Below are 18,152 nucleotides of genomic sequence, written 5' to 3'. Positions count from 1 at the left end.
GTTCAGGAGTCGATGCCAATGCTTGGCGAAGCGACGGTCCGATCCGCCCCGAGGTACCGCAGAGGCCCTTTGGCTCAGGCCGGCCCACCATCCCGGTGTTCTGCCTGGCGAATCGCCGGTAGCAGTTTGCCTCGACCTCTGCCGGTGGAACGCCAGAGGTGACCTTGGTACAGGCGATGTCAGCCTTCCTCGGGCGTCTCTTGACCATACAGCTTCCCTGCACCCGCCCAATTCGAAGGCGCCACGTCCTCGAAGATCACATAGATGTAGTCTGGATCCGTTCCGGTGTTCTTGACGATGCTCTCAGTGATCTCGGCGGCGACGGCTTGCTTTGCCTTGACATCTTTTCCCTCGAACCAGCTGACTCGTACGACAGGCATGTTCAATTCCTCTTTCTTGGTGATGAGCGCTCAGACCCCTATGGTCTGGCTCGGTGCTTGATCGCTTTGACTGAGCGACCCCAACAGATGGTGCGCGGTCTCGGTGAGCGGCTACCGGAAGCCCCGTTGAATGGCGCCAGGTAGGTCGCGCCGGTTCGTGGCACACCAATGACATCACCGCGAGCATATTTGTTTCCATTAAATCGATAAATAATGGCCTGATCTACAATTGGTGGATATTAAGTCCACAATTGGTGATCTCCCATGGCTGGGCAGCACACGATTCCGGAGTCACTTTCAGGCATCAGCGCCTTCGTTGCCGTGGTCCAGGCAGGCAGCTTTACCCTGGCAGCCGAACGCCTCGGAGTGACCAAGTCGGCAGTTGGAAAAAGTATCAACCGCCTTGAAGAACGCTTGGGGGTGAAGCTCCTCCGACGCACGACGAGGCGTCTTCAACTGACATTCGACGGCGAGGCGTACTTTCAGGCTTGCGCCTCGGCCTTGGACAAGATCGCGGAGGCGGAGGCGCAGATAACCCCCTACGATCAGGTGCTGCGGGGCCGGGTGCACATCGATATGCCCATGGCATTCGGCAAGCGCGTGTTGCTGCCCCTGCTGCTGGAATTGGCGGCGCCGCACCCCGAACTGGCCCTGACGATGAGCTTCAACGATGCCACCGTCGATCTCATGCGCGACGAGGCGGATCTCGCGATTCGCTTCGGCCAGCTTCCGGACAGCAGTCATCTGGTCGCCCGCAAGCTGGCCAGCCAGGAGCGCCTGATCTGCGGCTCTCCCGGCTACCTGCAGGCGCACGGCGTGCCGATGAGCCTCTCCGATCTCAACGGCCATCGGTGCATCGTCGGAACGACCCACGGGCCGCCACAGCAATGGACTGTGCAGGAAGGCGGGCACGTGATGCGCATCACGCCGCCCGCCACGCACCAGTTGAGTGATGGCGAGTCAATCGTGGAAACGGCCCTGGCCGGGTTCGGGCTATGCCAGATGCCCGTCTCATTGCTCAGGTCCCACATCGAGCAAGGACGGCTGGTGCCCGTCCTCCAGGCCCATTCGGGCGTCTTGGTCGACGTCCACATGCTGTGGGTGCGCCAGGCCACTCTTGCGCCGAGGATACGCTACGTGATCGATCAACTCATGGCGTACGCGGAACGGGGCGCACTGGGCTGAGTGATTTCACGGCGGCCCCTGACTTTGCCATTTCGGTTCCGGAGCAGTGCGGCTACACCTAGCGAGTGCAAGCGCTCTGCGGATCTCATCCATTGGTGAGATTTCGCCTGGGAGCCGGAATCTTCCCCAATCCATTGTCAATGCGGCGCCGTTCAAGCATTACGTACAAGAACAGGCCCCACATTGCGGCACGCGCCGGGCTCCGACCTCGGTGCCGCTTGCGGGGAGCCGGATTGCGGGTAGACATCAGCCAGGAGCGAGCCTTGAAGCGTAGTCTTGTTGTAGCCCCACTGGTATTGGGTTGGGTGGCCCTGCCGGCCTCGGCAGCGGTCGGGCCGGGACTGGCCCATGACCTGACGGTCGGGGCCATGTTCCAGCAGGCGGACTGGGTGGTGAAGACAGTGATGGGGGTGCTCGTGCTGGCTTCGATCGCCACGCTGAGCATCTGGATCTTCAAGACCTGGGAGATCGTCAGCTATCGCCGCGGCATCGGCCAAGCATTGAAGTCCCTGGCCGGAGATGGCGAATTGGCCAGCTTCACGCAGCTTCCGGACCCGGCGGCCGCCGCGATGATCCAGGCCGCGATCAGTGAGTTGCAACGGTATCCGGTCGGTAGGCGGTATGGGTTCGCAGAAGGCATCAAGGAGCGCACGGCCGCCCGGATCCAGCGCGTGGAGGCCGGTCAGCAGCGCAGGCTGTCACGCGGCGCCAGCGTACTGGGCAGCATCGGCGCCGCGGCGCCGTTCATCGGGCTGTTCGGCACCGTGTGGGGCATCATGAACAGCTTCATCGGCATCGCTCACTCGCAGACCACCAACCTCGCGGTGGTCGCGCCCGGCATCGCCGAGGCGCTACTGGCGACGGCCTTCGGCCTGGTGGCGGCGATCCCCGCGGTGCTGGTCTATAACGCGGTGACCCGCGCGATTGCGGGCTACCGCGTACGCATGAACGATGCCGCGACCCAGGTGATGTGCTTGCTGAGTCGCGAACTGGATGCCGAGTTGGAAGTGCGACGCAAGGCGGGGCCGCCCCATGTCGTTTAAGCTCGAATCTGGAGATGAGCACGAGGCCGGCCTGCACGAGATCAACGTCACGCCCTTCATCGACGTGATGCTGGTGTTGCTGATCATCTTCATGGTGGCCGCGCCGCTGGCCACGGTGAACGTGCCGCTAGACCTGCCGGTGTCCAGCGCCCAGGCGCAGCCGGAACCTCAGGAGCCGGTGGTGGTGAGCCTACAGGCGGACCTGCGGGTGTTCGTGGGCGAGACCGAGGTCGAGCGGGCTGCACTGGGCGGGGTACTGCATACCTTGCTCGGAGGTGATCGCGATGCGCGGGTGTTCCTGCGCGCCGACAAGACCGTCCCATATGGCGACTTGATGCGCTTGATGGATGCGCTGCGCGATCAGGGCTACCACAAAGTGGCCTTGGTCACGCTGGACCAGGTGGAGGGCTAGCCACGATGCGCCGGCGCGGGGTTTCCGATTCGACCCGCTGGGCGGGCAGCATCGTCAGTGCATTGCTGCTGCACGTCGGCGTGGCGGCCTTGGTGTTGATCGATTTCAGCACGCAGTCCGCTACGCCGGTCGCGCCGCCCTTGGCGGCCATGACTGTTGAGCTCGCGCCACTGCCCGCGGCACTGGAGCACCAGCTCACGCAAAAGCCGCCGGGGCCGGAGCAGATCGAGTCTCAGCAGCAGCCCAAGCCGCAGCCGAGGCCACGTGCGTTCGATCCGCCCCCGGAGGTCAAGGCAAATCCGCCTCCCGATGCCTTGGCGGCCAAGCCCGAAGAAAAGCCGGATGCCGAGCAGGTGGCAGCGGCCGACCGCACCACGGCGGTGCCTTCGAGTCTGGCGGCGACCGATGCCGCGCTCCAGGCCCCGGTTCAGGGCGTCCCCAGCGAGAACGCCACGGCCATCATCCAGACCTGGGAGAACCGGCTGCTGACCCATCTGGAGCAGCACAAGCGCTATCCCAGTGCCGCGCAGCGACGCCGGCAGGAGGATGTGGTCTACCTGCGCTTCACGATGGACCGCACGGGCAATGTGCTGCAATGGACCATCTGGCGCAGCCGCGGCTATGCTTTGTTGGATGCGGAAGTGGATGCGCTGATCCAGCGCGCCGCCCCGCTGCCGCCTCCGCCACCGGAGATGGGGGGAGACACCGTCGAGATGATCGTGCCGGTGGAGTTCTTCCTGCGCCGCCAGCTCGCCCAGGGGCGACGTCCATGAAGTGGAGGCGGATCGAACCCTCGGCATCCGCGCCGAGCGTCGCGGATGAGGCAGTGCTGACCACCGCGCTGACGACCGAAGAGCTGACGCGCATCTTCATCGAGATCCGGCCGAACCTCGAGCGCGTCATCGAGCGCCGCATCCTCGATCGCCATACCGCGCAGGATCTGGCGCAGGACATCTACTTTCGCCTCGGCCGGGTCTCCAGCCTCCTGTCCAGCGAAGAAGGCGCGCGACGCTACCTGATGCGCATGGCTGTGCACGCGGCGCTCTATCACATGCGCAGCGAAGCCAATCGGGTGCAGCTGCTCGCGGGCGCATTGACCTTGTTCGAGGGGCATGTCGCCGAGCCGGAAGAACACGCGCACGCGCGGGACCAGATGAGCCTGATCGAGGCCACGCTTGCCGAACTTCCCGCCAAGTGCCGCGACGTGCTGTACCTGACGCGCGTCGAAGGCCTGCCGCGCGAAGAGGTCGCCGCCCGGCTGGGGGTTTCGTTGAGCCTGGTGAACAAGTACGTGCTGCTTGCATTGAAAGCCTGCGCGCAGAAGCTGGGCGAGAGATGAACGGACGCATGCCCTCGATTGTCATTTTCGGGCTCGCTGGGCGTTAGAGGGACAGGCAGATGAGCGACGACGACACCATGCAGAAGAAGATGGAACTGGATCCCAACGATCCGATGGATCAGGCACTCGTGTGGGTCTCCCGGATCGCCACCGGAGAGGCCGATGCAAATGCGCTGGCCGAGTTCGAGCGGTGGCGCGACTCGGATGCGCGCCACGAGAAAGCGCTCAACGAGGCCCGACGACTGTGGGTGATGCTCGGGGAGCCGCTGGAGGCGCAGTACGCCCCGGTGATGGCCAGTCTTCCTGCTTCCGCGGCGCAACGGCGCCAGGCCCAGCCAAGACGCCGATGGCGCCGCCCCGCGCTGGCGACCGCGGCGGCGTTGCTTCTGGCTGTGACGCTGGGTGGCCAGTGGCAGCGGGACTGGCGATTCGATCAGACCACCGGTACCGGCGAGCAGCGCACCATTGCCTTGGCCGATGGCAGCACGATGTGGTTGAACACCGGCAGCGCCGCCGACGTGCAGGTCGATGGGAACCGGCGCCATATCCGTCTGGCGCGCGGCGAAGCGTACTTCGATGTGGCCCATGATCCGCAGCATCCGTTCACCGTCGATGCCGGTAGCAGCCAGATCATGGTGTTGGGAACGGCCTTCGGCGTGCGCCGCGAAGGCGAGGACGTCGTGGTGACCGTGCAACGGGGCAAGGTGCAAGTCGCCAGTGCGGACGCGCCCGCCGTGTTCGTCACCGCGGACGAGCAGGTCCGCGTCCATCCGGGCGATGCGCCGCACATCGAAGCGGTCAGCGCGGAACAGATGCTGTCCTGGCGCACCGGACGCCTGCAATTCGAGAACCGCCGCATCGGCGAGGTACTGGACGAGCTCAAACGCTACGACCGGCGCCTGGTGCTGGTCAGCTACCCACAAGCCGGGCAGCAGCGTGTGAGTTCGATCGTGGATCTGGCGCGCCTGGACGAGTGGTATGACACGCTGGAGCAGTCCTTGCCCGTCAAAGTGACCCGCATCGGACCGATCGTCTGGATCCACGCGTCCTGACGCTCCTGCGGCACCTATTTGGGCGCGTCGTGTCGCCTTCCGTGGGAGCCGCGCGGCCGCACTGAGCGACGCGTCCGTTCGCTGGGACTCCTGCTTGGCGCCGCCCATACGGCGGTGACCCAGCGTCAATCACGATCTCCGGTGCCCATCTGAAATCCGTTTGTCAACTTCGGCCTCCTCAAGCATTACCTCTTCAAGAGATCCCGTTCGCGTGGGAGGCGCGGATCGGTCTCGGGTTCGCCCTGCTGGCAACACTGGGGCGTGGTCGACGACAACCATGGGGAAAAGGGAATGAGGCGCACGGCTCTCAACGTTTCACTGGCTTCGGTTCTTGAACAGATGGTGCAGGGCTGCGCGAAAGGCGCGCTGGTGGCGGTGGCTGCGGGGGCCTTCGCCTTGAGCGTGGCACCGGTGGCCAGCGCTCAGGAAGCCCGCGCGCAGCAGGGGCAGACACGCGATTTCGATGTGCCCGCCGGCCCCCTGAGCGCCGCGCTGCTGCGTTTCGGCGCGCAGTCCGGACTGCAGTTCAATGTCGACAGCCGGCTGACCGACGGCAAGCGCACCGAGGGCCTGCGTGGCACCTACTCCATCGAGGGCGGCCTGACCCAGTTGCTGGCGGGTAGCGGCCTGACCTTCCGGTTCGCCGGCCCGCGCACGGTGGTCATCGAAGTGCTTCCTGACGCCGGCAGCACGCGCATGCTCGGCCCGCTGCGCATCGAGGGCGATGGCAGCAGCCGGGCCGTGGCCGGCAACAACGGAAGCACGGACGTGACCGCCACCGAGGGCAGCGGCAGCTACACCAGCGACGCGCTGAGCATCGCCAGCAAGATGCCGCTCTCGATCAAGGAGACCCCGCAGTCGGTCAGCGTGGTCACGCACGAGCGCATCGTCGAGCAGAACCTTACGGATTTCTCCGCGCTGATGGCCCAGAGCACGGGCGTAAGCACCATCACCGGCAGCAACGGCCCGCTGGAGGCGGAGTTCTACTCGCGCGGCTTTCGCATCCAGCGCCTACAGAGCGACGGCGGCGCGCCGTTGGACATCGCTTCGACCACCAAGTGGGGCATGGTGCCGCAACTGGACATGGCGCTGTACGACCATGCCGAGATCCTGCGCGGCGCCGATGGCCTGTTCAACGGCTACGGCGACCCGGGCGGCGTGATCAGCCTGACGCGCAAGCGCCCGCTGGACCATCGCCAGGTGGTCGCCGAAGTCCAGGCGGGGAGCTGGAGCAACTATCGCGCGACGCTGGACGCCACCGGACCGCTGGGCCTGGACGGCAGGCTGCGCGGGCGCGGCATCCTGGTCTGGCAGGACCAGGACTACTTCTACGACGTCGCCCACAACGAGAAGAAAGTGGCCAACGGCGTGCTGGAGTACGACCTGACGTCTTCGACCGTGGTCAGTCTCGGCGTCAGCCGCACCTGGCAGGACGCGCTGCCGTTCGCCGGCGGCCTGCCGCGCTACATCGATGGCAGCGACCTGCGCCTGTCGCGAGACACCTGCCTGTGCTTTCCGTGGAACAGCTACGACTTCGATACCACCGAGTTCTACGGCATGGTCGAGCAGGAACTGGGGCCGAACTGGAACCTGAAGCTGAACGTCACCCGGACCAAGCAGGAGCGTACCTGGCATTATGGAATGGTCCAGGGCGCGGTCGATCTGGTGACCGGGGAGGGGCCGCTCCAGCAGCAGCTCAAGGAAGACGGCGCCAGCACCCAGACCGCCGCCGACTTCACCCTCAGTGGCAGCTTCGAGTTGTTCGGGCACGAGCAGCTACTGGTGGTGGGTGCCAACTACATGGAAGCCGACGGCGCAGGCCTGACCCGCTACATTCCGGTCGACTACGAAAGCTCGGACACTCCGGTGAACGTGTTCGGTTTCGATCCCAGCGATCCGGCCTACGCGGCGGCCGGCAACCTGACGCCGTACCAGCGCTATCCCACCTACCGCAGCCGCCAGAGCGGCGCCTACGCCAATCTGCGGCTCACGTTCTGGGAGCCGCTGCATCTGAACATCGGCCTGCGCTACAGCACGATGAAACAGCAGGAGGTGCTGCAGAGCCTGTGCGAGTTTTCGACGGGCTGCCTCGACTGGACGACCTTCGAGCCGCGTGAGCTTGGACAGGTGTACGACACCTATCCCTTCGGCTATTCCACCAACAATTTCAGCTGGCCGCCCACCTTCTCGCTGGTCTACGACGTCGCCGACGACGTTTCGGTCTATGCCAGCTACAGCGATATCTACGTCGAGCAGTCGCTGATGCTCGGCCATGATGGCAAGGCGGTGGACCCCGTCACCGGCAGCAACATCGAGGCCGGCATCAAGTGGGCGGCCCGCGATGGCCGGCTCAATGCCACGCTGTCGGCCTACCGCATCGAGCAGGAGGGCTTCGCCTACCTCGACGGCGATCTCACCTCGCCCGATGGCGGCACCCACTTCTGCTGCTACGTCACCGACACCGACCTGCAGCGGGTGAGCCGCGGCGTGGACGTGGAGGTCACCGGCGAGATCCTGCCGGGCTGGCAGGTGGCTGCCAGCTACACCCGCAACTCCAACGAGGAAACCGGCGAGCTGTCCTTCTCCAATGGCCTGCCGCTGCAGAGCCGCCTGCCCAAGCACCTGTTCAAGCTCTGGACCAGCTACCAGTTCCAGGGCGACGGCTGGCAGAGCCGGCTCAACATCGGCGGCGGCATCAACGGGCAGAGCCGCAGCTACTACGCCGGGCTGGCCTGTCCGGTGGACGCGGTCACCGGTGAATGCACCAGCGCGGCCACGGCGTTCGAGTTCGAGCAGGGCTCGTACGCGGTGGTGTCCGCGCGCGCGGGCTGGAAACTCGACGATCGCTGGACGCTGGCCCTGAACATCAACAACCTGCTGGACCGCACCTACTACCAGACGGTCACCAATTCCTCCTCCGGGAACTGGTACGGCGAGCCACGCAGCTACACCCTGTCTCTGCGCGGACAGTTCTGATCCCAAGCCCCAGGCTCCGGCCCACGCTCGCAAGAGAGCGTGGGCGGGCCGTTCGTCCACCTTTTGCAGATATCCCCGGAGTAGATGCCGATGTTCTGCCGTTCCCTGTTTCTTGCCTGCTCGCTGTTGCTGTCCGTCCACGCTGGCGCAGTGACGCCTGCATCGGCGAATACCGTTCTGCCGCCAGGGGTGACGGCAGGCGCCACCGTGGAGGGCATCACCGAGTACCGGCTGGCCAACGGCCTGACGGTGCTGATGTTCCCCGACGCCAGCACGCCCTCGACCCTGGTCAACGTGACCTATGGCGTGGGCGCGGCGCAGGAAAACTACGGCGAAAGCGGCATGGCCCACCTGCTGGAGCACCTGGTGTTCAAGGGCACGCCGACCATCGGCAACATCGCCGCCGAGTTCAAGCGGCGCGGCATCACCTACAACGGCACCACCGGCCAGGACCGCACCAACTACTACGGCTGGTTCTCCGCCAACGACGAAACCCTGGACTGGCTGCTGGCGGCCGAGGCCGACCGCATGGTCAACGCCGACGTCGCCAAGGACAAGCTGGACAGCGAGATGACCGTGGTCCGCAACGAACTGGAGATCGGCGAGAACAAGCCCACCGGCATCCTGATCCAGCGCATGACCTCGCAGGCGTTCCTCTGGCATGCCTACGGCAAGAGCGTCATCGGCAACCGTGCCGACGTCGAGAACGTGCCGATCGAGCGGCTGCAGGCGTTCTACCGCACCTGGTACCAGCCCGACAACGCCACCGTGATCATCGCCGGCCGCTTCGATCCGCAGCGCGCCCTGGCCACGGTGCAGCGCACCTTCGGCGCGCTGCCGCGCCCGGCGCGCACCCTGCCGACCCGGTACACGGTCGAGCCGGCCCAGGACGGCGAGCGCGAGATCAACATCCGCCGCGTCGGCGAACTGCACCTGATCGGGCTGGGCTACCACGCGCCGGCGATGGCGCATCCGGATTCGGCCGCGCTCAGGGTGCTGGTCAACGTCATGGGCGCGGTCCCGAGTGGACGGCTGCAGAAGGCCCTGATCGTTCCCAAGCTCGCGGTGAACAGCGAAAGCGCGGTGGACGGCTTCCTGGAGCCGGGCGTGGCCGGGTTCTTCGCCACGGTCACGCTCGGTGGCGACCCGGCGCAGGTGGAGCGGGTGTTGCTGGAGCAGGTCGAGGGGACCGCCCGGCAGCCGTTCACCGAGGAGGAGGTGGCCGCGGCCAAGCAACGCCTGGCCAACATGTACGACCGCGCCAGCAAGAGCAACGTGCTGGGCGTTGCCAACGCGCTTTCCGAATCCATCGCCGCGGGCGACTGGCGGCTGGGCTTCCTGTATCGCGATGCCATCGCCAAGGTCAGCGCGGCCGACGTCAATCGCGTGGCCCGGACCTACCTGGTCCCGGCCAACCGCACCCTGGCGCGCTTCATCCCCACCGAAGTGGCCCAGCGTGTCGAGATCCCGGCCGCTCCCGACATCGCCAAGCTGGTGGCGGGCTACAAGGGCAATCCGGCGGTGTCGGCCGGCGAGGTGTTCGACAACTCGCCCGGCAACATCCAGGCCCGTACCCGCACCATGACCCTGGGTGACGGACTGAAGGTGGCGATGCTGCCCAAGCAGTCCCGCGGCAACCGCGTCTCGGCCGAGCTGATGTTCCATTTCGGCGACGACGCGGCCATCGCCGGGCGCCTGGAGGCTGCCAGCTTCGCCGGCAGCCTGCTGGCGCGCGGGACCAAAACCATGACCCGCGAGCAGATATCGCAGCGCTTCGACGACCTCAATGCGCGGGTGTCGGTGGTCGGCAGCAGCCAGATGGCGTACATCGGCATCGACGCCGAGCGCGAGAACCTGATCCCGGCGCTGCGGCTGGCGGCCGAGATCCTGCGCAACCCGTCCTTCCCCGAAGCCGAGTTCGAGCAGCTCCGCTCGCAGTCGATCACCGGGCTGAAGGACCGCAAGCGCGAACCGGGCTACATCGCCGATTACGCGATGCGCAAGCATTTCGACCCGTGGCCGCAGGGGCATGCGCGCGCGGTGCGCTCGCCGGACGAGGAACTGGCCGGGATCCAGTCGGTGAAGCTGGAGGACGTGCGTGCCTTCCACCGCGATTTCTACGGCACCGCCGACGGCGAGGCCGTGGTGGTGGGCGACTTCGATCCGGTGCAGCTGCAAAAGGAGCTGGAGACGCTGTTCATCGGCTGGAAGTCGCCCCGGCCGTTCGTCCGCCGCAATGAACCCTACTTCCAGCCCGGCAAGGTCGTGCGCGAGGTTTTCGAAACGCCGGACAAAGCCAATGCCGTGATCGTCTCGCGCAGCAACTTCGCGATCGACGTGGAGGACCCCGACCATCCGGCGCTGCTCGTCGCCGGCCGCATCTTCGGCGGCGGCGCCAAGGCCTCGCGGCTGGGCGACCGTGTCCGTGAGCAGGACGGCCTGAGCTACTACGTCGGCAGCGGCGTGATCGTCAGCCCGGAGGCCGACAACGGCGTGTTCTACATGCAGGCCACGTCCGCCCCGGAGAACATGGGGCGGGTGGAGGCAGCGATGGGCGAGGAGCTGGCCCGCTTCGTCAAGGACGGGGTGACCGAGCAGGAGCTGGAGGATGCGAAGGCCGGCCTGCTGGCCTCGTACCAGGAGTCGCGTTCCACCAACGGCACCATCGCCTCCGGACTGCGCCTGAACCTCTACCTGGACCGCACCATGCAATGGGATGCCGATTTCGAGCGCACCATCGCCGAGCTGACGGTGGAGCAGGTCAACGAGGCGGTCAGGCGCCGCGTCAAACCAGAGGCAGTGAGCACGTTCGTTGCCGGCGACTTTGCAGGTTCGGCGCGGCGCGCGGCCGATTCCAGGTAGGCCGCCTTTATCCGCTCACTCTGGCCAAGACATCCCCTGGCACGCCAGGGGATGTCGGCTGGAAGCCTGAGGAGCTTCTAGTCTTCGTGCAACGCGAACAGCTTGGGTGAGGAGCGCTCCTGGGCCTGCAACTGGCAGGTCATGGCCGCAGGTGAAACGGCAAGGTAGGTGGACAGTCTATGCTTCATGGGCTGACTGCTGCTTGTCGGGGACGGGTCGAGAGACCCGAGCAGGTTTGGTGCGTCGATGCCTGTTCTTCGAGCGACCTGCACGTCTGACTTGTTGAAACGGAGCCTACCGGTGCGCTGGCGTGATCTGCAGGTTGCGGAAATGCGCGATCGTGCCCGATTCCAGCCAGACGCCGACACCGCCGTGCTGTGCCGGTCCCAGCTTCAAGTCATCAATGGCCAGGGCAGGCTCGGGTTTGCGATCCAGATACAGCCGGGCCTGGCTTCCCGCCACGATCAGCTTCATGTGGATCCACCTGCCGAGGGAGAGGTCGGCCCCCGTCTCATACTTGCCGGGCGCCTCTGCGCGCAGGCGATTGAAGCGGTGGTCGGGATAGGCGACGTATTGCACCGCACGTTTGCGCCGCGCAGGATCTTCGGCGGTACTGTTCGTCGGGCGCAGGTAGACGCTCTCGAATCGCCCCTGTCCATCGATGCGAAAGCTGAGACCGATGAAGCCGCGGGCGTAGTCTGGGGCGTCGGGAGCCAGGTCGCTTGCGACCTCCACTTCGATCGTGCCATCGCGGAAATCCACCGGCAGCCATGCCATGAAGTCGCGATCGCTGAGTTCTTCCTTGGTCGGATCCTGATAGGCCGACGATGGCATGCGAAGTTCCAGCGCCGGGCTTCCCAGGTAGGTGGAAGAACGCAGTTGCACGCCCGAAAGCCGATAGGAGTCGATGACATCCTCACGCCGGGCATTCGTGGGCCGGGGCGACGCTTCGGCGAGGAAGGCGTGCAGGTCGGCGGCGAACTTGCGCGGATTCTTGAACATCAGGAAGTGATCGCCCTGTTCCGCTTCGGTGTAGACGAACAGCTTCGAGCCCGCGATGGTCTGGTGCATCCAGCGTTGGCTGGGCAGATTGTTGCTCTTCTCGCCGGAGAAGATCGCCGCCGGCACATCGATCCTGTGGCGGATGACGTCGCGCCAGTCGTTGGTGATGTGGTCGAACAGCACCCGGCCCAGCGCCTGGGGATCATTCTTGACGAACGCGTTGGCGAACGCCTCGGAATTGGCGAAGTATGGGGAGTCCTTGAGCGCGGCTCGCTGCATCGGCAGCAGGTCGGTGATCAGGCTGTTGAGCGGCGCCCCCTGGGTGAAGCCTGCGACCATGCGCTCGGGCGAGGTCGTTGTGCCGCCCGCCTCCAGGCGCTCCCGCTCGCTCCAGTCCTGATGCGCATAGATCGAAATCGGTTCGTCCACGAACACAACCTTGTTGATGCCACCGGTGCCGAACAGGTCGATGTAGCTCCACAGTACCGCCGCGCCCATAGACCAGCCTGCGTAGTCGGCCTTCTCCAGGCCGAGATGGGCGCCGAACTCTTTCAGGTCCATGGCAAAGCGTGAAATGCGCCCGCCATGCTCAACTCGCTGCGACAGCCCCTGATTGCGCGGGTCGAGCACGTAGACGTGATGGTTCTGGCTCAGCAGATACAGCAGGTTGACGTACTGCGCACCGTTGCCCGACCAGCCTGGGATGAACACCAGCGGCTTGCCCTGGCCAGCTTCCCAATAGGTCAGCTCCACGCCGTCGGAAGTAGTGAAACGGCTGATCTGCAAGCCGGGGAAGTCGGAGAGCTTGTGCGGCAGCCCTTCGATCCGGTTCGGGAAGGTGTAGTCCTTGCCAAGCACCTGCGGCGCTGGGGCCGCGAAGGTCGTGGAGGTGGCCAGGGCAAGGCCCAGGCCGAGCATCAATTGTCGCAACATGGGCGTGTCTCCGGGAGAGAGGACGCGCCCTGCGGCGCGTCCATGTGCGGGCCTCAGGAAACGTGAGCCCACGACGGCGCGGTCGTCGGGCCGGCACCGAGGAAGAAGCCGAACTGGATGTTCATCATCCCAACCGGCTCCAGGAAGCGGCTGTTGCGCAGCGGCCCGGCATCGACCGCGATGAAGCCCAGCGCCTGTGCCAACTTGCGCACCTGGGCCGTGGCGTCGTCGTCGTCGCCGGCCACGAACACCTGCAGCGCACCGCCCTGGCGGGCCTGGAGCGGGACCAGGGCGGCAAAGACCGTGTTGAACGCCTTGACCACGCGCGCGGCCGGTGCGGCGGCCTGGGTCTGCTCGGCCGCCGATGTGGTCAGGCCCACCGTCAGATCCTTGAAGTCTTCGCTCACCGGGTTGCTCACATCCACCAGCACCTTGCCGGTGAGTTCACCGGCTTCGGCCAGCGCGCCAGCGACGGCCCCGTACGGCAGCGCCAGGATCGCCGTGTCGGCGAGCTTGAACGCGGCGGCGATACCACCGCCTTCAGCCTGCGCCCCGATCTCCTGCGCAAGCGCGGCCGCCTTGGCCGGGTCGCGTGCGCCGATGACCACTTCGAGCTTCGCTTCCGCCAGGGCGCGTGCATAGGCGGCGCCGATGCTGCCAGTACCAATCACTGCAATCTTCATGGGAGTCCTCGCATTGAATTTTTCACGACCTCCAGCTTAGATTTGATCGGAATGATGATAAATATCTAAAATTGTTGGTAATTAAAAACCAGAATTTTCTAATGGATCGACTGACCAGCATGGCGGTGTTCATCAAAGCCGTGGACCTCGGCTCCTTCAGCGCCGCAGCGCAGGCGCTTGAGATGTCGCCGCAGCTGGTGGGCAAGCATGTGCAGGGCATCGAGCAGCGCCTGGGCGTTCGCCTGCTGAACCGGACCACCCGGCGCCAAAGCCTGACCGACTTCGGCCGGACGTTCTATGAACGTGCCAGGGGTATCCTGGCGGAGGTCGAAGCTGCCGAGATGATGGCCGCCGAGACGCTCGCCATGCCAACAGGGCGGCTGCGCGTCAACGCGCCGGTCAGCTTCGGCATGCACACGCTGGCTCCGCGCCTGCCCGAGTTCATGCAGCGCTATCCTCACGTGGCGGTGGAACTAAGCTTGAGTAACCGCTCAGTGGACCTGATCGACGAAGGGTATGACGTCGTCTTCCGGGTCGGGGCGCTCTCGGACAGCGGGTTGATCGCGCGGTCCTTGGCACCCTATCGCCTGGTCCTGTGCGCGGCGCCTGGCTACCTCGAGGGCCGGCCTGCCTTGCGCAGTCCTCTGGATCTGCGGCAGCACGAATGCCTGGGTTTCTCGCACACGGAGTTGCGGACCCATTGGACCTTCGATGGGCCGGAGGGGCGCATCGTCGTGCCCGTGACTTCTCGCCTGATGGTGGATCACGGCGAGCCACTGATGTGTGCCGCGCTGGCCGGGCTGGGCATCATGCTGCAGCCGCTGGAACTCGTGCGCGAGGCCTTGGCCGATGGCCGCCTGATCCGTCTTTTGCCGGCGTATGAAGCGCCCACGCGTCCGATGCATGTGCTCTACGCGCCGGATCGGCGCATCACACCGAAACTCCGCAGCTTCCTGGACTTCACCGTGTCCACGTTCGGCCCCCAAAGTGCGTCGAGCGGTAGAACATGTAGCGGTCCGCGCAACTTCTGATCAGCGGGTGCAATCTATGTGGGCGGCTCGACTCAATCTTAGGGCTTCACGTTCTGCTCGTCCTGTGCGCTGAGTGACAGATAGGGATTGTCTGGCGGCACCTCGGAGAAGACGCGACCGGGATCATCGAGCAGATAACCATGCACGCGCTTGGTCTTGCGGGGACCAGACACGTCGCAGGTCCAGATGTTGAGCCCGCTCGGCTGCTTGCGGTGCACCTGCAGCCTCTCGAAGCGCTTTTGCATCCATCGCCAGTCGGGCAACTGCTCCTGCTTCGCGAGTGTCGCCACCTGTGGGTGCTCTTGTGCATAACGCTGGAATACGCCAGGGCTCACCAAGTAGGCCGTACCTGCGACGGTATGCACCAGTGCCCGCGCGTCGTTGATGATCAATTTGCGCATCTGGATACGGTTCTGCAACCAAGCGAGGAAGTGCTCGGCCGATGGGCCCGGTGGGATGTGGGTGGGTTCATTGGTCGAAGGACGCGCTGCCTCGCATCCCCTCTCCGATTCGGGAGGCATTCGTTCCGAATCGATGAGCGGCTGCACCGGTTGGACCGACTCGCGGGGTTCGGTGTCGGGCGGTATGGTGCTGCCGAACATCGAGAGCAGATCGTCCATCATGTCAGCGGCGTGCGCTTCAACCTTCGCCATCGGGGGAGCTCCGGCAGGCACCACGCGCGCGTCAGCCGATGCCGGGCCATCGGCCTCCGATGACGGTGCGGAATCGAGTGATGGCGTGGTTTGAGCATCCAGCTCAGCATCCACGGTGACAGTTCCCATGAACGGCTCAGGACGCTCCGCCGCGTCCCAGACCAGCGCCGGAGCCAGTCGCAGGAGTGTCAATGTATGGGACCAACCCTTGTCGCTGGCAATCGTCGCGCGCCAGATCGCCTTGCCGTCCGGTGTCGGCTGTAGCATGCCGTGCTCCTGCAGCACATTGAAGATTGCGGTGTTGTTGGCCGGAATGCCCTCGACGCCGAGCGACAGCAAATGCGCCCGGAGCTTGTCCGAGACAGTCTTGCTGACCAGCCACAGCGCGTCACGGGTGAGCCAGCCATCAGAGGCTTCCGGCTGATTCAACTTCAACTCCTGCTTGAGCAGATAGCGCAAGCCGTCCAGCAGCTTGCGCTGCAAGGCAGTCTTGGGCGCGGCCAGCGCGCGCGTGGGGTCGCCACCAAGTTCCTGCGCGACGGACGCCCGGTCGGCCTGGACTACGAGTTCCCCCAGCACGCCGGCGTGCTCGTATTGACCGGCCAGCACATAGAGCAGGGACGCCCACGGCCCGGGATAGCCGCTGAGCCAGTCGAGGATCTCCCGGTCGAGCAGCCGGTGATACAGCAGCCCGGTGGCGGCGCCGTGCAGCCGGTACTCCCGATCCTCCCGGTAGCGGAAGCGGTACGGCCGCTGCAACGGCCCGTGCCAGGGGTGCCAGGTGGTGCCGTCCACCAGCTCGACGTGCAGGTCGACGGCGATCTTGCCGATGTCGTGCAGCAGCGCGGCGTAGGCCCCGGCGGCGGTCCAGACCTCGGCCTGGGCCGCCTGGTCCTCCGGTGGCGTGCCCACGGGCAGCAGGTGCGCCTGACGCAGCTTGAGCGCGTAGGCCACGATTTCCAGGCCATGGTCGAGCATGCCGCCGGGGTAGGCGTGGTGGTGGCTTTCCGAAGCGGGGAACTGCTGCACCAGCTCGGCGTAGCGCTCCAGCGGCGCGAGGTACAGCTTGGCGAACTGGCCGCGCGACAGCGAGGTGCGCTGCCAGATGTGTTCCAGCAGGCGCTGCCTGCGCGGGGTGGCCAGCAGCGACGCCGACGACTGCGGCCGCGTCAGCCCTTTCGGAGCTTCGGCGGCGGGTGTCGGCGTCGCGCCGGCAGCGGGGGGTGTCCGTTTGCGCTGGAACAGCGAGAGCATGGCGTATCCCGGATGACGGGCTGGCAGGAGCGCCTTTTGGCCTTTTCGGGTAGGGCCTTTCCCCTTGCCTCCGTTCCCTTGCCCCTTGCCGGCCCTTTGGCCTTTGTCGTTAGCCTTTGGGTATAGGGGGATGCGAAGGCCCGCTCCACCGTCAATGCGCGCTGGCTCGGTGCCGATTGAAGCGGGAAGGCCCCGTTCGGGCACCTGGCTTGCTCCAGTTGATCGTAATGAAGATTTCAATTACAATATCAGCGACGTGAGCTTTTTCAGGAGATCGCCATGCCATCGCTGACAGTCACTACCAAGGGCCAGGTCACGCTGAAGCGGGAGCTGCTGCAGCATCTCGGCATCAAGCCCGGAGAGCGGCTTGAACTCGAAAAACTGCCTGGAGGAGAGCTTCGGGTGCGTGCGGCGAAGCCGACCGGTTCGATCGACGGGTTTCTCGGGCTGCTCGCCGGCAAGACCGACAAGGTCGCGACCATCGAGGAAATGAACGAAGCAGCCGCCGCGGGTTGGGCGGGCGAGCGGTGAAGGTCGCAGTCGACACGAACGTCCTCGTCCGGGCGCTCGTGCGGGACGATCCCAAGCAGGCGGCCGCTGCCGACCGGGTGCTCAAGCATGCCACGCTGATCGCGGTCTCGTTGCCGTGCCTGTGCGAGTTGTTCTGGGTGCTGCGTCGTCTCTATGGATTCGAGCCCGCAACGATCGCCACGGCCATCCGCGCCTTGCTCGGGACCGAGAACGTGGTCATGAACCGTCCGGCCGTCGAGGCTGGACTGGCGCTCGTGGACGCCGGCGGCGACTTCGCCGACGGCGTCATCGCCTATGAAGGCACATGGCTGGGCGCCGAGACCTTCGTGTCCTTCGACAAGAAGGCGACCTCGCTGCTGAAGAAACAGGGAGAAGCCGTGCAACTGCTGTCCTGATCGAGAGTCCCATGTCATAGGAGAAAGCACCATGCCAACCAGCAACCGCGTCACCGTCAGCACCGCGGAACGCTTCGGCCGCTGGCTCGGCCGCGGCTGGCGGGGCTATGTCCGCCGCGAGCGGCGTGTGGTGGGATGGCTCGCAACCCAAGGGCTGTCGGCGTCGGTCGCCACCGCGCTGGTCTGGCTGGTCAAGCTCGCCGTGCTGGGCGTGTTGCTGTACGCAGCGTTCTGGCTGGCGCTGCTGGTGGTGTTCGCGGTGGCCGCGGCTTGGGTGGCTGGGCAAGGTCATGCCCCAGAGGAAGACGAGTGGCCGTTCATGGACGGGGAAGAGATCAGAAAGTCTCCGGGCTACGACCCCAATCTCTACAACGACGCCTCGCACGAAATGTTCGAGGACGACTGAGCGGATACAGACTCG

General features: G+C 65.5%; 15 protein-coding genes and 1 pseudogene. 12 read left to right on the top strand and 4 right to left on the bottom strand.

Features of this window, described 5'->3' with window-relative positions; all coding sequences use genetic code 11:
• Positions 1-179: 179 nt before the first annotated feature.
• Entirely contained in the window at positions 180-380 is a 201-nt protein-coding gene (locus EV687_RS11545; protein WP_122228649.1) for a tautomerase family protein, read from the bottom strand.
• 264 nt (positions 381-644) lie between these two features.
• On the opposite strand from EV687_RS11545, the gene EV687_RS11540 reads away from it, so the two are divergent.
• From EV687_RS11540 to EV687_RS11505, 8 genes are all read left to right on the top strand, one after another.
• On the top strand, positions 645-1,565 hold the full coding sequence (locus tag EV687_RS11540) for a LysR family transcriptional regulator (protein ID WP_122228651.1): 921 nt from the start codon (positions 645-647) through the stop codon (positions 1,563-1,565).
• 263 nt (positions 1,566-1,828) lie between these two features.
• Positions 1,829-2,608 carry a tonB-system energizer ExbB gene (exbB, locus tag EV687_RS11535; RefSeq protein ID WP_162846588.1) on the top strand — a complete coding sequence of 260 codons (780 nt, stop codon included), beginning with the start codon at positions 1,829-1,831 and terminating at the stop codon, positions 2,606-2,608.
• Complete coding sequence (gene exbD / locus EV687_RS11530; protein ID WP_122228657.1) at positions 2,598-3,020, top strand: TonB system transport protein ExbD; 423 nt, start codon at positions 2,598-2,600, stop codon at positions 3,018-3,020. The genes exbB and exbD overlap by 11 nt, the downstream gene beginning before the upstream one ends.
• Positions 3,021-3,025: 5 nt before the next feature.
• On the top strand, positions 3,026-3,793 hold the full coding sequence (locus tag EV687_RS11525; RefSeq protein ID WP_122228660.1) for an energy transducer TonB: 768 nt from the start codon (positions 3,026-3,028) through the stop codon (positions 3,791-3,793).
• Positions 3,794-3,846: 53 nt separating this feature from the next.
• The gene (locus EV687_RS11520) at positions 3,847-4,359 is read left to right on the top strand and encodes an RNA polymerase sigma factor (protein WP_162846589.1); all 513 of its coding nucleotides are present in this window, start codon (positions 3,847-3,849) and stop codon (positions 4,357-4,359) included.
• 59 nt (positions 4,360-4,418) lie between these two features.
• Positions 4,419-5,411: a FecR family protein gene (locus tag EV687_RS11515; protein ID WP_122228664.1), complete on the top strand. Its 993-nt coding sequence runs from the start codon at positions 4,419-4,421 to the stop codon at positions 5,409-5,411.
• 291 nt (positions 5,412-5,702) lie between these two features.
• Entirely contained in the window at positions 5,703-8,387 is a 2,685-nt protein-coding gene (locus EV687_RS11510; RefSeq protein ID WP_130466497.1) for a TonB-dependent siderophore receptor, read from the top strand.
• Between the two features lie 90 nt (positions 8,388-8,477).
• Positions 8,478-11,249, top strand: coding sequence for a M16 family metallopeptidase (locus EV687_RS11505; RefSeq protein WP_207226449.1), 2,772 nt, complete (start codon positions 8,478-8,480; stop codon positions 11,247-11,249).
• Between the two features lie 294 nt (positions 11,250-11,543).
• Here the strand turns inward: EV687_RS11505 and EV687_RS11500 are convergent, their stop codons facing one another.
• Both EV687_RS11500 and EV687_RS11495 read right to left on the bottom strand, forming a co-directional pair.
• Positions 11,544-13,184, bottom strand: coding sequence for an alpha/beta fold hydrolase (locus EV687_RS11500; protein ID WP_122228670.1), 1,641 nt, complete (start codon positions 13,182-13,184; stop codon positions 11,544-11,546).
• A 53-nt stretch (positions 13,185-13,237) separates the two neighbouring features.
• Positions 13,238-13,876 (bottom strand): annotated as a pseudogene (locus EV687_RS11495) (NADPH-dependent F420 reductase); the annotation flags it as partial.
• Positions 13,877-13,968: 92 nt separating this feature from the next.
• On the opposite strand from EV687_RS11495, the gene EV687_RS11490 reads away from it, so the two are divergent.
• Positions 13,969-14,898: a LysR family transcriptional regulator gene (locus EV687_RS11490; RefSeq protein ID WP_122228674.1), complete on the top strand. Its 930-nt coding sequence runs from the start codon at positions 13,969-13,971 to the stop codon at positions 14,896-14,898.
• 38 nt (positions 14,899-14,936) lie between these two features.
• Here EV687_RS11490 and mobH read toward each other — a convergent pair whose 3' ends face one another.
• Complete coding sequence (mobH, locus tag EV687_RS11485) at positions 14,937-16,805, bottom strand: MobH family relaxase (RefSeq protein ID WP_122228676.1); 1,869 nt, start codon at positions 16,803-16,805, stop codon at positions 14,937-14,939.
• 279 nt (positions 16,806-17,084) lie between these two features.
• Between mobH and EV687_RS11480 the strand changes: the two genes are divergently transcribed.
• The 3 genes from EV687_RS11480 to EV687_RS11470 are packed head-to-tail and all read left to right on the top strand — an operon-like array spanning position 17,085 to position 18,137.
• Positions 17,085-17,336 (top strand): AbrB/MazE/SpoVT family DNA-binding domain-containing protein, encoded by a 252-nt coding sequence (locus EV687_RS11480; protein ID WP_122228678.1) that lies wholly within the window; start codon positions 17,085-17,087, stop codon positions 17,334-17,336.
• Positions 17,333-17,731, top strand: coding sequence for a type II toxin-antitoxin system VapC family toxin (locus tag EV687_RS11475; RefSeq protein ID WP_122228680.1), 399 nt, complete (start codon positions 17,333-17,335; stop codon positions 17,729-17,731). The genes EV687_RS11480 and EV687_RS11475 overlap by 4 nt, the downstream gene beginning before the upstream one ends.
• 31 nt (positions 17,732-17,762) lie before the next feature.
• Positions 17,763-18,137 (top strand): DUF3742 family protein, encoded by a 375-nt coding sequence (locus EV687_RS11470; RefSeq protein ID WP_122228682.1) that lies wholly within the window; start codon positions 17,763-17,765, stop codon positions 18,135-18,137.
• Positions 18,138-18,152 lie beyond the last annotated feature (15 nt).

The sequence above is a fragment of the Corticibacter populi genome (assembly GCF_004217315.1).
GTDB classification, from domain to species: domain Bacteria; phylum Pseudomonadota; class Gammaproteobacteria; order Burkholderiales; family Burkholderiaceae_C; genus Lampropedia; species Lampropedia populi.
This window is presented reverse-complemented; position numbering and strand designations above follow the sequence as displayed.